At 73.1% G+C, this 13,329-nt stretch carries 14 protein-coding genes and 1 pseudogene; 8 read left to right on the top strand and 7 right to left on the bottom strand.

Annotated features, from left to right (window positions below; all coding sequences use genetic code 11):
* Positions 1 to 21: 21 nt before the first annotated feature.
* From AOK15_RS32795 to AOK15_RS32785, 3 genes are all read right to left on the bottom strand, one after another.
* Positions 22 to 537 (bottom strand): hypothetical protein, encoded by a 516-nt coding sequence (locus tag AOK15_RS32795; RefSeq protein WP_240508706.1) that lies wholly within the window; start codon positions 535 to 537, stop codon positions 22 to 24.
* Positions 538 to 684: 147 nt separating this feature from the next.
* Entirely contained in the window at positions 685 to 1,236 is a 552-nt protein-coding gene (locus tag AOK15_RS32790) for a nitrilase-related carbon-nitrogen hydrolase (protein ID WP_276206245.1), read from the bottom strand.
* 333 nt (positions 1,237 to 1,569) lie between these two features.
* Positions 1,570 to 2,451 carry a LysR substrate-binding domain-containing protein gene (locus tag AOK15_RS32785; RefSeq protein ID WP_055521951.1) on the bottom strand — a complete coding sequence of 294 codons (882 nt, stop codon included), beginning with the start codon at positions 2,449 to 2,451 and terminating at the stop codon, positions 1,570 to 1,572.
* A gap of 82 nt (positions 2,452 to 2,533) precedes the next feature.
* Here AOK15_RS32785 and AOK15_RS32780 point away from each other — a divergent pair, with 82 nt between their 5' ends.
* From AOK15_RS32780 to AOK15_RS32770, 3 genes are read left to right on the top strand one after another with little or no spacing between them, the layout of a single operon-like run.
* Positions 2,534 to 3,739, top strand: coding sequence for a thiolase family protein (locus tag AOK15_RS32780; protein ID WP_055521950.1), 1,206 nt, complete (start codon positions 2,534 to 2,536; stop codon positions 3,737 to 3,739).
* Positions 3,736 to 4,431: a 3-oxoacid CoA-transferase subunit A gene (locus AOK15_RS32775; RefSeq protein WP_055521949.1), complete on the top strand. Its 696-nt coding sequence runs from the start codon at positions 3,736 to 3,738 to the stop codon at positions 4,429 to 4,431. The genes AOK15_RS32780 and AOK15_RS32775 overlap by 4 nt, the downstream gene beginning before the upstream one ends.
* Positions 4,428 to 5,144, top strand: a complete 717-nt coding sequence (locus tag AOK15_RS32770) for a 3-oxoacid CoA-transferase subunit B (RefSeq protein ID WP_055521948.1) — start codon at positions 4,428 to 4,430, stop codon at positions 5,142 to 5,144. Before AOK15_RS32775 ends, AOK15_RS32770 begins: the two co-directional genes overlap by 4 nt.
* Here AOK15_RS32770 and AOK15_RS32765 read toward each other — a convergent pair.
* The gene (locus tag AOK15_RS32765; RefSeq protein WP_055521953.1) at positions 5,131 to 6,285 is read right to left on the bottom strand and encodes a Cmx/CmrA family chloramphenicol efflux MFS transporter; all 1,155 of its coding nucleotides are present in this window, start codon (positions 6,283 to 6,285) and stop codon (positions 5,131 to 5,133) included. The genes AOK15_RS32770 and AOK15_RS32765 overlap by 14 nt on opposite strands.
* A 337-nt stretch (positions 6,286 to 6,622) precedes the next feature.
* Here AOK15_RS32765 and AOK15_RS32760 point away from each other — a divergent pair, with 337 nt between their 5' ends.
* The 3 genes from AOK15_RS32760 (at position 6,623) to AOK15_RS32750 (ending at position 9,283) form a co-directional block, all read left to right on the top strand.
* Complete coding sequence (locus AOK15_RS32760) at positions 6,623 to 6,838, top strand: hypothetical protein (protein WP_055521947.1); 216 nt, start codon at positions 6,623 to 6,625, stop codon at positions 6,836 to 6,838.
* 53 nt (positions 6,839 to 6,891) lie between these two features.
* A complete protein-coding gene (locus AOK15_RS32755) occupies positions 6,892 to 8,706 on the top strand; it encodes an ABC transporter ATP-binding protein (protein WP_055521946.1) in 1,815 nt (604 codons plus the stop codon).
* A gap of 100 nt (positions 8,707 to 8,806) precedes the next feature.
* Entirely contained in the window at positions 8,807 to 9,283 is a 477-nt protein-coding gene (locus tag AOK15_RS32750; RefSeq protein ID WP_055521945.1) for a hypothetical protein, read from the top strand.
* 7 nt (positions 9,284 to 9,290) lie between these two features.
* Here AOK15_RS32750 and AOK15_RS32745 read toward each other — a convergent pair whose 3' ends face one another.
* Positions 9,291 to 9,875: a TetR/AcrR family transcriptional regulator gene (locus tag AOK15_RS32745; protein ID WP_079058844.1), complete on the bottom strand. Its 585-nt coding sequence runs from the start codon at positions 9,873 to 9,875 to the stop codon at positions 9,291 to 9,293.
* A 113-nt stretch (positions 9,876 to 9,988) separates the two neighbouring features.
* Between AOK15_RS32745 and AOK15_RS32740 the strand changes: the two genes are divergently transcribed.
* Both AOK15_RS32740 and AOK15_RS32735 read left to right on the top strand, forming a co-directional pair.
* Positions 9,989 to 10,480, top strand: coding sequence for a tautomerase family protein (locus AOK15_RS32740; protein WP_055521944.1), 492 nt, complete (start codon positions 9,989 to 9,991; stop codon positions 10,478 to 10,480).
* The gene (locus AOK15_RS32735; RefSeq protein WP_055521943.1) at positions 10,473 to 11,495 is read left to right on the top strand and encodes a zinc-dependent alcohol dehydrogenase; all 1,023 of its coding nucleotides are present in this window, start codon (positions 10,473 to 10,475) and stop codon (positions 11,493 to 11,495) included. Before AOK15_RS32740 ends, AOK15_RS32735 begins: the two co-directional genes overlap by 8 nt.
* 65 nt (positions 11,496 to 11,560) lie before the next feature.
* Here AOK15_RS32735 and AOK15_RS32730 read toward each other — a convergent pair whose 3' ends face one another.
* Together AOK15_RS32730 and AOK15_RS32725 are read right to left on the bottom strand one after the other, a co-directional pair.
* The gene (locus AOK15_RS32730; RefSeq protein ID WP_055521942.1) at positions 11,561 to 12,961 is read right to left on the bottom strand and encodes an MATE family efflux transporter; all 1,401 of its coding nucleotides are present in this window, start codon (positions 12,959 to 12,961) and stop codon (positions 11,561 to 11,563) included.
* A 44-nt stretch (positions 12,962 to 13,005) separates the two neighbouring features.
* A pseudogene (locus tag AOK15_RS32725) lies at positions 13,006 to 13,329 on the bottom strand (cysteine synthase family protein); the annotation flags it as partial.

Here is a 13,329-nt window from a genome sequence, read left to right as displayed (position 1 = left end):
ACCCTGCTGCGGCGGGCGGGGTCAGGCCGCGAGCCCCGCCCGCCGCAGCAGGGTCAGCCACTCGTCGTACTCCGCCGACTCGTCGTCGACCAGCCCGATCCGTACGTAGGCGGCGGTCGCCAGCCGCTCCACGAAGAACTCCTCCAGGCCGGGCGCCAGTTGCTCGAAGCGCTCGGCGTCCGGCCATTCGCGGTGCTCGTCGGGGATACCGAGGACACCGCCGCCGGCCCGGTCGACGTAGACCGGCGTCTCATGGATCATGCCGACGCAGAACAGCTTCTCCGGGGACAGCGGCAGGACGCAGTCGATGATCGGATCGCAGTAGAACTGGTGCCCGAGGGCCTCCTCCAGGCCGAAGATCTGCACCGACGGGCTGCAGCTCGCACCGTCCAGCACACGGCAGAAGTCCAGGAACTCCGGGGGCACCCCGTCCGCCGCCGCGGCCCGCGCCGTCTCCTCGTCGACGGTCCCGCCGAGCAGATACGAGAAGAGTTCCGGGCTCTGAGCCTTGGCCGCGCGCAGAGCGTCCACCGTCACCCGCAGCCGCGCACCCGGCCGCCTCACATCACCTGCCCCACCACCACTGAACGTCACACCCCGCACGATAGCTTCGCGGCCCGTTCCGGGGCGGAGCCGCCGGACGGGTTCCCTCGGGTCGGGTGCCCGTGGGACGGGTGACTCCGTTCAACCGCCGGTGACGGTGACGGTGGCGCGGGGGGACTCGTCGACCTGCAGGGTGAAGACGTCGGGGCGGGCGTAGTGGCCGGTGGTGTCGAGGTCGAACCGGGCGCGGGCGAGGTCGTCGAGGTCGAGTTCGGCGGTCAGGATGCCCTCGCCGTCCCGCAGGGGGCCGGCGAGGACCTCACCGAGCGGGGAGACGATGACGGATCCGCCGCCGATGAGTACGGTGCCGGGCTCGTTGCCCTGGACGGGGTGGACGTCGTCGGGCAGCGCGTCCCGGCGCAGATACTGTCCGGCCGTGAGGACGAAGCAGCGGCCCTCCAGGGCGATGTGCCGCATCGTCGCCTGCCAGGCGTCGCGGTCGTCGACGGTGGGCGCACACCACAGGTCGACGCCCTTGGCGTACATCGCGGTGCGCAGCAGCGGCATGTAGTTCTCCCAGCAGATGGCCGCGCCGAGACGGCCCTCGCCGGTGTCGACGACGGGCAGGGTGGAGCCGTCGCCCTGGCCCCGGAGACAGCGTTCGGCGGCCGTGGGCACGAGTTTGCGGTGCAGGCCCCGTCCGCTCGGTGATCTCCTTCTCCACCTCGCCCTCGGCCCGGCCGCCGTGACTGCTCCAGGCGACCTTGTCGCCCTCCTCCAGCCGCTTGCCCTTGCCCCGGTCCTTCGCCATGTCGGCCTCCTTGCTCCCGCCCCGGTGGGCAGCGCGCCCCCGACCTCCAGCGGGCGGGCATCCCGTCCACGTCGCAGCTCCGACCGGGCCGCCGTCGCCCGTCGCCCGCCGTGGCTCGCCGCCCGCCGTGGCTCGCCGCCGGTGTGACCCGAGCGCCGCGCCCCGGCCGCCGCCCCCGGCCACCGTGCCTTCGACGCGCCCTCGCGACGGGGTCCTCAGAACGCCGCCCGGATGATCCCCACCGTGCGTTCCAGGTGCGGCTCCGCGCGGTCGGCGCGGTGGGCGACGGCCAGCTCCACGCGCGCGTCGGCCCCGGCCAGCGGCAGGTACGCGACTCCGTCGAGCGCCAGCGCCGTCACCGGCTCGGGCACCACCGCCACCCCGAGGCCCCCGGCCACCAGTGTGACCAGCGTCGACGTCTCGCCGACCTCGTGCCGGACATGCGGCTCGACCCCGGCGGCGCGCAGGAGGCCCATCACGACGTCGTACATCACCGATCGCCGGTCGGCGGAGTGCACGATCAGGTCCGTCCCGGCCAGGTCGGCCACCCGCAGCCGCTTGCGGCGGGCGAGTGGATGGTCGACCGGGACGGCGACGACGAGCCGGTCCCGGCGCAGGGCGTGCACGGTGAGCGAGGGGTCGGCCGACGGCGGGCGCAGCAGCGCGACATCGATCGCGCCGGTGCGCAGCGCCTCCACCTGGTCGGGCGCGAGCATCTCGCCGCGGAAGGAGAAGTCGACACCGGGCAGCGCCTCCGACAGCCGCCGCGAGAGCGCGGGCAGCAGGCTGTACGTCGCCGAGCCCACGCACCCGATCGCGAGATGTCCCACCGTGCCGGCGGCCACGCGCCGGGCGTGATGGCCGGCCTCGTCGACGTCGGCGAGGATCGCGCGGGCCCGCGCGAGATAGGCGCGGCCGGCCTCGGTGAGGTCGACACGGCGCGTGGTGCGGCGGAGCAGCTCGACACCGAGTTCGGCCTCCAGCTGCCGGATCTGCTGGGAGAGCGGCGGCTGGGCCATGTGGAGCCGCTCGGCGGCCCGCCCGAAGTGACGCTCCTCGGCCACCGCCACGAAGTACCTCAGGTGCCGCAGATCCATACGCCATCCATATGCCGTCGATATCAATCAGGTCGAATATGCGTACTTCAGAATATCGCGGCCCTGGATTAGCGTCGCTGCCATGAGTGCTTTCATCTACGCCGCGACGCGGACGCCGTTCGGCCGCTTCAACGGCGCGCTGGCCGGTGTCCGGCCCGACGACCTCGCCGCCGCCGCCATCACCTCGACGCTCGCGACGGTGCCCGGGCTCGACCCGGCCGCGATCGACGACGTGGTGTGGGGCAACGCCAACGGCGCCGGCGAGGAGAACCGCAACGTCGGCCGGATGGCCGCGCTGCTCGCGGGGCTCCCGGTGAGTGTGCCCGGCAGCACGGTCAACCGGCTGTGCGGGTCGAGCCTCGACGCGGCGATGACGGCCAGCAGGCTGATCGAGTCCGGCGACGCCGAGGTGGTGCTGACCGGCGGCGTGGAGTCGATGACGCGCGCCCCATGGGTGCTGCCCAAGCCGGCGAAGGGGTTCCCGGCCGGCGACGTCACCGCGGTCTCCACGACGCTCGGCTGGCGGCTGGTCAACCCGCGCATGCCGAAGGAGTGGACGGTCAGCCTCGGCGAGTCCAACGAGCGGCTCCGTGAGCGCTTCGGCATCACCCGTGAACGGCAGGACGAGTTCGCCGCCCGCTCCCACCGGCTCGCCCACGCGGCCTGGGAGTCGGGCTTCTACGACGACCTGGTGACGCCGGTCGAGGGCGTCGACCTCACCCGTGACGAGGGCATCCGCGCCGGCTCCACGCCGGAGGTGCTCGCCGGGCTCAAGCCGGTGTTCCGCACCCCGGAGCAGGGCGGCACCATCACCGCGGGCAACGCGAGCCCCCTCAACGACGGTGCCTCGGCGGTGCTGTTGGGCAGCGAGAGGGCCGCGGCGGCGATCGGGACCGACCCGGTCGCCCGGATCGCCGGGCGCGGGGTGATGGCGCTGGAGCCGCAGGACTTCGGCTACGCGCCGGTCGAGGCGGCGAACCGCGCGCTGGCCCGGGCCGGGATCGGCTGGGACCAGGTGGGCGCGGTCGAGATCAACGAGGCGTTCGCCGTGCAGTCCCTCGCCTGCCTCGACGCGTGGAAGGTCGACCCCGCCCTCGTCAACCAGAAGGGCGGCGCCATCGCGATCGGCCACCCCCTGGGCGCCTCGGGCGGCCGGATCCTCGGCACGCTCGCCAAGGTGCTGCGGGAGACGAGGCAGCGCTACGGCGTCGCCGCGATCTGCATCGGGGTCGGCCAGGGCCTGGCCGTCGTCCTGGAGAACTGCGATGTGACGGGGGTGGACGCATGAGCAGGGCGGAGATCCTGCGGAGCGCCGACGAGGCGGTCGCCGGCATCGAGGACGGGTCCACCGTGCTCGTGGGCGGCTTCGGTCTGGCGGGCATGCCGTTCGACCTGATCGACGCGCTCATCCGGCAGGGCGCCAAGGACCTCACCATCGTGTCCAACAACGCCGGCAACGGCGAAGTCGGGCTCGCCGCGCTCCTCGCCGCCGGCCGGGTGCGCAAGGTGCTCTGCTCCTTCCCGCGCCAGGTCGACTCCTGGGTCTTCGACGACCTCTACCGTGCCGGGAAGGTCGAACTGGAGGTCGTGCCGCAGGGCAATCTCGCCGAGCGGATGCGTGCGGCCGGTGCCGGCATCGGAGCGTTCTACTGCCCGACCGCGGTCGGCACTCCGCTCGCCGAGGGCAAGGAGGAGCGGGAGATCGACGGCCGGAAGTATCTGCTGGAGTACCCGATCAAGGGCGACTACGCGCTGATCAGCGCCCACCGCGCGGACACGATGGGCAACCTCGTCTACCGGAAGACCGCCCGCAACTTCGGACCGGTCATGGCCACGGCCGCGACGACGACCGTCGTCCAGGTCGACCAGGTCGTCGAGGCCGGGCAGCTCGACCCCGAGGCCGTGGCCACCCCGTCCATCTACGTCGACCGGATCGTCCAGGTCGAGGCCCGTCACTACACCGTGCAGGGGGCGCGATGACCACCACACCGACGACCGGATACGCGGCAGCGGAGGGGACCCCGGCGAGCGGTCGGGCGGACGCCACGCCGCCGATGACCGCCGACCACCGGCTCTCGATGGACGAGTTGGCCGCCGTCATCGCACGCGACATCCCGGCGGGCGCCTTCGTCAACCTCGGCATCGGCCAGCCCACCAAGATCGCCGACCATCTGCCGGCCGACTCCGGGGTGGTGCTGCACACCGAGAACGGCATGCTCAACATGGGGCCGAAGGCCGAGGGCGACGCGGTCGACCCCGACCTGACCAACGCCGGCAAGGTCCCGGTGACCGAACTGCCGGGCGCGGCGTACTTCCACCACGCCGACTCCTTCGCGATGATGCGCGGCGGCCACCTCGACGTGTGCGTCCTCGGGGCGTACCAGGTGGCGTTCGACGGCGACCTCGCCAACTGGCACACCGGTGAGCCCGACGCCATCCCCGCCGTCGGCGGCGCGATGGACCTCGCCATCGGCGCCAAGGACGTCTACGTGATGATGACGCTCTTCACGCGCTCCGGTGAGCCGAAGCTCGTGCCCCGCTGCACCTATCCGCTCACCGGCGTCGGCTGCGTGAGCCGCGTCTACACGGACTGCGGCGTCTTCGACGTCGGCCCCGACGGCGTACGGATCCGGCAGACGTACGGCGTCTTGGCCGACGAACTGGCGGAGCGCCTCGGCATCACGCTCCCTTAGGGAGCGCGACCAGCGGTGCGACGAGCAGGGCGGCCGCGACGAGGAGTCCGCTCGCCCACAGCGGCCCGAGGGCCCCGGCCCGGGTGCCGAGGGTGGTCGCGGCGATGACGGGGCCGGCGGCGGCGCCGATGTTGAGCGCCGCCGTCGCGTACGCGCCGGCCATGGTGGGGGCTCCCGCCGCCTCGTGGAGGACGCGTGCGATCAGCGTGCCGCCCAGCGCGAACGACAGGGCGCCCTGCACGCACACGAGGACCAGCAGCGCGGCCGGCTCGTGCGCGAGCAGGGCCAGGGCCGGCCAGCCGAGGAGCAGCAACGGTCCGCCGACCGCGAGGACTTCGGCCGGGCGCCGGTCGGACAGCCGGCCGGCGACGCTCACGCCCACGAAGCCGCCGGCGCCGAAGAGCATCAGGGCGACGGAGACCCACCATGCGCCCAGCCCGGCGGTGCCGGTCACCACGGGGGCGAGGAAGGTGAGGCCACCGAACGTCGCCGCGTTCACCAGCGAGCCCAGCAGCATCACCAGGAGCAGCCGTGGCCGGGCGAGTTGGGCGAATTCGACGGTGAGGGACGGCCTGGCGGTCACCCCGCCGTTCCCGCGTCCGACCGGGATCCCCTTCAGGATGCCGAGCGCGGCGGGCAGGCAGAGCGCGGCGACGGCCCAGAACGTGGCCCGCCAGCCGAGCGACGTGCCGAGCACCGACCCGCCGGGGACACCCGCGACCGTGGCCACCGTCGTGCCCGACAGCAGCACGGCCAACGCGCGTCCCTTCCGGTCGGGCGGGACCAGCCCGGCGGCGGCCGTCAGGGCGACGGCGAGGAAGCCGGCGTTCGCGACCGCGGCGACGACCCGGGTGGCGAACAGGACGGCGAAGCTCGTGGTGAGGGCGCCCACGGCATGAGCCGCCGCGAAGGCGAGGACGAACCCGAGGAGGCCGGAGCGCGGGGGCCGGTCGCGGGCGAGCGCGGCCACCAGGGGAGCGCCGGCGACCATGCCGACGGCGAACGCCGACGTGAGCGTGCCCGCCGTCCCGACCGTGACGCCGAGATCCGAGGCGATGTCCGGCACGAGGCCGGCGAGCATGAACTCCGAGGTGCCCATGGCGAAGACCGCCACGGCGAGCAGATACAGGGGGAGAGGCATCGAGTGGCTCCGGGGTGAGGAGAAGCACGAGAAGGTCATCTCGTCACCGCGGCCAGCCCTGAGCGCACCCTCGTCCCACCACGGAGGGCGGTACGACGACAGGGGCTGGGCGTTCAGTGGTTCAGGGGGCTGACGGCGTGACCGAAAGCCCCCGCGTCATCCGACTCAGGACTCGACATGCCGCGCACGCTACCCGACCCGAGCGGACCCCGGCAGCCGCGTTTCCGTCGGCCCGGCCCGTGTGCGACCCGATGATGACCCCCTTCCGCCACTCGGCGGGGGTCGACCCGACGGGTGCCGGATGGGCGTGCGGAGGCAGGGCTTCCAGGCTGGAGGCATGACACACCGTGCGCGGCACGAGGAGCCCGACACCCCCCTCGCGTCAGCGGCCGACGTACCCGGCCGTGATGTCGTCCCCCGCCGGGGCGACTTCCTGGAGTTCCTCGGTCTGATCCTGGCGACGGGCGCCCTCGTCCTGGTCGTCGTCCACCCCGAGGTCCCCGAAGCGCTGGTACGCGCCCTCGCCACGGGAACGGCCGGACTCGTCCGCTGAGCCGGTACATGAGCACGCCCGGTCCGCCATGGACCGCCGAGGAAAGGAACCCGGTGAACACCGCATCCGCTCCGACGACGGAGGAGTCCCCCGAGACGTCCCTGTCCGCCCGGGAGACGGTCAGGGCCCTGTACACGTATGTCCGGCCGCACCGGTGGGCCGTCGTCCTCGGCCTGCTGTGCGCCCTGGTCGGGGCCGCCGGGGCGCTGTTGCAGCCGCTGGCCACGAAGGCGCTGGTGGACCGGATGGCCTCCGGTGGGACGATCACCGGGATTCTGATCGGGCTCACCGTGCTGGTCGTGGTGGGCACGGCGGTCGAGGCATATGGCGCGTACGTGCTGGAACGGACGGCGGAGTCGGTGGTCCTGGCCGCTCGACGCACCGTGGTGGGGCGGCTGTTGCGCCTGCGGATCGCGGAGTTCGAGCGGATCCCGCCGGGTGATCTGATGTCCCGTGTCACCTCGGACACGACGCTGCTGCGGGCGGTCAGCACGCAGGCGGTGGTCTCCGCGGCCACGGGCACGGTCGCGTTCGTCGCGGCGATCGTGATGATGGCGTTCCTCGACGCCGTGCTGCTGGGCGTGACGCTCGGCGTGATCGTGCTGGTCGGCGGGGCCGTCGCGCTGGTGATGCCGCGGATCGCCCGGGCCACCGAGCGGTCGCAGCGGGCGGTCGGGGAGATCTCCGTCGCGTTGGAGCGGGCCTTCGGCGCGTTCCGTACGGTGAAGGCGTCCGGTGCCGAGGGCCGGGAGACCGCCCGCGTGGAGGCGGCGGCGCGGCGGGCCTGGCGGCACGGTGTGAAGGGCGCGAAGTGGGAGTCCGCGGCGGGCTCGGCCGACGAACTCGCCGTACAGCTGGCCTTCCTCGCGGTGCTCGCCGTCGGTGGGGCGCGTGTGGCGTCCGGGGCGATCCCCGTCTCCACCCTCATCGCCTTCCTGCTGTACCTCTTCTATCTGATGGAGCCGGTGTCCCGGCTGGTCGACGCCGCCTCCTCCTACCAGGAAGGGTCGGCAGCCATCTCCCGGATCGCGGCCGTGGAACGTCTGGCGACGGAGTCGGTCATCGGGCGGCACGACACCCCGACCCGGCATGACACCCCGACGCGGCAGGAGGCGGCGGTGCCGGGCCCGGCGTCGGTCCGCTTCGAGGACGTGTCCTTCCGCTACCGGGCCGGTCTGCCCTACGTCCACCACCAGGTGAGCTTCGAGGTGCCGGGCACCGGCACGACGGCCTTCGTCGGGCCCTCCGGTGCGGGCAAGTCGACGGTGTTCGCGCTCATCGAGCGGTTCCACGAGGTCACCGGCGGCCGGGTCCTCGTCGACGGGGAGGACGTGCGGAACTGGTCGCTGCCCCGGCTGCGGGCCGCGATCGGCTATGTCGAGCAGGACGCCCCGGTGCTGGCCGGCACGCTCCGCGAGAACCTGGTCTTCGCGGCGCCCGGCGCGAGCGACGACGAGATCCGTGACGTCCTGGCCCGGACGAGGCTCGACGCCCTCGTCGAGCGCCTGCCCCACGGCCTGGACACCCCGGTCGGACACCGCGGTTCGAAGCTGTCCGGCGGTGAGCGGCAGCGCGTCGCCATCGCCCGCGCCCTGCTGCGCAGGCCCCGCCTGCTGCTCCTGGACGAGGCGACCTCGCAGCTCGACGCCGTCAACGAGCTGGCGCTGCGGGACGTCCTCACCGAGGTGGCGCGGGAGACGACCGTGCTGGTGGTGGCCCACCGTCTGTCGACGGTGACCGGCGCCGAGCGGATCGTCGTGATGGAGGCCGGACGGGTCCGGGCCGTCGGCACCCACGAGGAACTGGTGGCCGAGGACGAGCTGTACGCGCGGCTGGCCGCCACCCAACTCCTGACCCCCACGAACTGAGGCGGACGGCGCTGGTCAGCCGCCACCGAGCCGCTATGACGGTCGTTATAGAAGCATGTACGCTGACCCTCGTCTATAACGACTGTCATAGGAGCAGGTCGTGACGATCATCACCGTCACCACCCCGGCCGGACGGCTGGGCCCGGAGCGGCGCCGCACGCTGGCCGAGACGCTGACGGACGCGGTCCTCGTGCCGGAGGTGGGGCAGTTCGCCCCGCTCGCGCGGAGCGGGTTCCAGGTGCACTTCGTGGAGCGTCGGGCGGACATGATGGCGATCGGCGGACGGCTGCTGTCCGACCTCGGTCCGGACGCCGACGTCATGGTGATCGACGTGGCCGTGATGGACGGGGACTGGCGGCAGGAGGTCAGGGCCGCCGTCATCGAACGCGTCCTCGCCGCACTGGCCGACGCCTGCGGGCTCGCGCAGCCGTCACCGGCCTGGTGGGTGAACCTCCGGGTCATCGACGAGGGCAGTTGGGGCTCCAGCGGCGGTGTGCTGTCCGTCCTCTCCCTCCTCGACAGCGGTGTGTTCACGGAGGAGAAGGTCAAGGCCGTCCGCGCCGCGCTCGGCGCGTGACCCCGCGTCACCTCCGCGTGGCGGCGGAGATGAGGGCCTGGAGCTGTTCGGCGGTGTGATCGAGGGGCTGGGTGCTGCGCTTGGCGCGGCACATGGCCACCGTGCCCTCGACGGCCGCCACCACGAGCGTCGCCAACTGCGCGGCCTGCTCGCTCCCGGCGCCGTGCTCCCGCAGGGAGGCGGCGAGCAGGGCCTCCCACTGCTCGAAGACCTCGGCCGCCGCGACCAGCGCGGGCGGCACCCCGTCGGCCGGGGGTTCCTCGATGGCCACCGCCAGGACGGGGCAGCCCGCGTGGAAGTCACTGCCGACCACGATCCCGCGCCACAGGTCCAGGAAGGCGCTCAGGCCCGCCGCCGGCCCCGCCTCCAACTCCTTGCGCAGACTCCGAGCGACCCACTCGCCGGTGAACCGCACCGCCTCCGTGGCCAGTTGCTGCTTGCCCTCGGGGAAGTAGTGGTACGTCGAGCCGAGCGGCGCCTCGGCGTGCTTGGCCATCTCCCGGATGCTCGTGGCGCTCAGTCCGCGTCGGCTGATCATGTCCGCGGCCCCGGCCACGATCCGCTCCCGCGACGGCTTGCCGCTCCTGGTCACCACGCCACTCCCTCTGATCTCGGGCGCCCGTCACAGTCGCGGCCGCCCCTGGCTATAACGCCCGTCATAGTCTAGCGTGACCCAGGTCTATAACGATCGTCATAGGAGCTGCCATGCCCATGATCCGGTTGACCGTGCCTGCGGGAGCCCTCACCGAGGAGGGCCGCGCCACCGTCCAGCGCGACCTCGCGGCCGTCCTGCTGCGCTGGGAGGGAGCGCCCGACACCGCGTTCTTCCGCGCCCAGGCATGGAGCTACCTCGTCGAGCTGCCCGACGGCGCCCAGACCACCGCCGAGGACGACGCGCCCCGCTTCCTCGTGGAGGTGACGGTGCCGCAAGGGGCCCTGTCGGAACGCCGCAAGGCCGGCCTCGTCCAGGACGCGACGAAGACGGTCCTGGCGGCCGCCGGTCCAGGGGGTGTTGTGGAGGTCCCGCACAGCACCACTGGACTTCCACAACACCCCCTGGCCCCGGACGACGCGCCGCGCGTCTGGGTGCTCGTGCACGAACAGCCGGACGGAACCTGGGGCGCGGGCGGCTCCGTCATCCGCTACGCCGACCTCGTCGCCCTGGCGCGGGGGAACGCGGAGCAGGCCGATGCGTGAGCTGACATACGTCGCCCGCCGCACCGTCGAGTGGCGCGAGGCCCCCGATCCCCGGGTCCGGTCGGCCGGCGAGGCCGTCGTCGCTCCGGTCGCCGCGACCTCCTGCGACGTGGACTCGGCGATCCTGGCGGGCCACGGCTTCATCGAACCGCCCTTCGCCCTCGGCCACGAGTGCGTCGCCCGAGTCGTCGACATCGGTGACGCCGTGACCGCCGTCGCCCCCGGCGACCTGGTCGTCGTGCCCTGGTCCATCAGCTGCGGCACCTGCGGCCACTGCCGCGACGGGCTCACCGCCCACTGCGCCTCCGTACCGCACATGGCGATGTACGGCGCGCCGATCGGCGGCAGTTGGGGCGGCCTCTTCTCCGACCTGGTCAGCGTGCCGTACGCGGACGCCATGCTCGTCCCGCTGCCGGCGGGCCTCGACCCGGTCGCCATGGCCTCCGCGAGCGACAACTGGTCGTTGTCCTGGCGCCTGGTCGCGCCCCACCTCAAGGCCCGCCCCGGCGCGCGGGTGCTGGTCGTCGCCCGGGGCAGCATCGGCCTCTACGTGTGCGACATCGCCCGCGCCCTCGGCGCCCGCGACATCCTCTACGTGGACCCCGACGCGGAGCACCGCCGACTCGCCGAGGGCTTCGGCGCCCGCACCGCCGAGACACTGGAACCGGTCCGCCACGGCTTCGACCTCGCCGTGGAGGCGACGGGCCGCGTCGACCAGCTCGTGCTCGCCGTCAACTCCCTCGCCCCCGAGGGTGTCTGCGAGTCCGCGGGCAACCACTTCCGCCCCGGTGAGCTGCCGCTGCTCGACATGTACCTCACCGGGGTCACCCTGCGGATCGCCCGCGACAACGTCCGCGCCCACCTGCCCGACGCCCTCGCGCTCGCCGCATCCGGCACGGTCGACCCCGCCCGTGTCGTCTCCCACGTCCTCGACTGGGAACAGCTCCCCGAGGCCCTGCCCGAGCGGCACCTCAAGCCGGTGTTCGTCGCCGAACGGGGCACGACCACAACCTGACCGGGGCCCCACGGAGCACGGCACCCCGGCGGGCACGCCCCGTCGGTGCGCCGTGCCGACGTCGGTCAGGCCTGGGAGGGCTCCGCCTCCGTGGGCCGGGACAGCCGGCCGAGGCCGCGGTCGAAGCGGCGCAGGAGGAGCACGGCGGTGGTGGCGAGACCGGTGAGGAGGCCGAGCCAGATGCCGAGGGTGTCCAGGCCCAGGGCGAGGCCGAGGAGAGCGGCGGCGGGCAGGCCCACCAGCCAGTAGCCGACGAGGGTGACGCGGAAGCCGCCCTTGGTGTCGTCGAGGCCACGCAGCAGGCCGACGCCGATGTTCTGCGCGCAGTCGCAGAACTGCAGCACCGCAGCTACCAGCAGCAGTTGGGTGGCGATGTCGACCGCCTGGGCGTCACCGGTGTCGAAGAACGGCGCGAGCACCAGGCCGGGCGCGGTCACGTACACCAGCCCGACCACCGCCATCACCGCCGCCGCGCAGGCCACGGCGGTGGCCTTCAGCCGCTGGGCCGCGGCCAGGTTGTGCAGCGCCAGCTCCCGGCTGACGCCGATGGACGCGGCGTGGGAGAGGCCGACGGCGATCTGGAAGACGATGTAGACGAGCTGGTTGACGGCGGTGTGCGCGGCCAGCGCCGCCGTGCCGAAGCTGCCCGCGAACAGGGCGACGACGAAGAAGAAGCCCGCCTCGGAGCCGTAGGTGGCGGCGATCGGCGTACCGAGCCCGGTCAGCCGGCGCAGTGTGGCGGGGCGGGTCTTCCAGACGCTGAGCGACAGGACGGGCGCCAGCCGGGGGTCGCGCCGGGCGGACAGGTACAGGGCCAGGCAGGACAGCGCGTACACCAGGCTGGTGGCCAGGCCGATGCCGGGCAGGCCCAGCTCCGGGAAGAACCAGGTGCCGTGGATGAAGGCCCAGTTGAGGCCGGCGTTGACGGCGATCGAGACGAGGGTGATGCGCAGCAGGGCCTGCGGGCGGCGCATGCCGACGGTGAACTGGCGTATCGCCTGGAACCACAGACAGGGGATCAGGCCGGGCGCCATCGTGTAGAGGATGGGCTTCGCGGCGTCGACCACCTCCTGGTCCTGGCCCAGCCAGATCACGGCGTGCCCGATGAGTACCATCAGTACGGCGCCGACGACCCCCACGAGGGTCGACAGGAGCAGGCTCGCCCGGACCAGGTCCCGGACCTCGTCCTCGGCGGTCCCCGACGCGTCGCCCGACTCCGCCCGCGCGTCGGCCGCAGCGACCTGGTTGCCGACGGCGGTGACCATGCCGACGCCCATGGTGCGCAACTGGTTGAAGATCACCATGGCGAGGCCGCCCGCCGCGAGGGCCTCGGTGCCGAGCAGCCCCATCATGATGGTGTCGGTGGTGGTGAGGGCGACCTGCGCGAGCTGGGTGAGCGCCAGCGGCACGGCCAGCGTGGCGAGGGCGTGGCTGTCGCCGAGGAGGCGGGCGAGGGCGGGCGGCATCGACTTCCGTTCCTGAGGTGGGGGGACGCTGACGACGGGACGAACTATCCCTGGACGTCCGGCGCGACACTGCGGAGCTTGGCGAGCAGCTCGTCCACCTCGCGTTCGGTGTCGGGGGAGAGCAGGTCCCGGGCGCCCATCCAGTCGTCGTCGAAGACCGTGTCCAGGTACTTCTCCCCGCCGTCGTTGATCAGGGCGACCATAGTCGTCCCCGGCGCGAGGGACGGCATCCGGGTCAGCGCCTCGTACACCACTCCGCCCGCCGAGCCGCCGAGCATGAGCCCGGTGCGGCGGGCCACGGCGCGGGCGGTGGCGAACGCCTCGACGTCACCGACCTTCGTGCCCTCGTCCAGCAGGCCGTAGTCGAC

Origin of the sequence: Streptomyces ossamyceticus, from assembly GCF_001418475.1 — a bacterium.
Lineage (GTDB): Bacteria > Actinomycetota > Actinomycetes > Streptomycetales > Streptomycetaceae > Streptomyces > Streptomyces ossamyceticus.
Note: the sequence above shows the minus strand (reverse complement) of the source record. Positions and strands in the feature narration are given on the sequence as shown.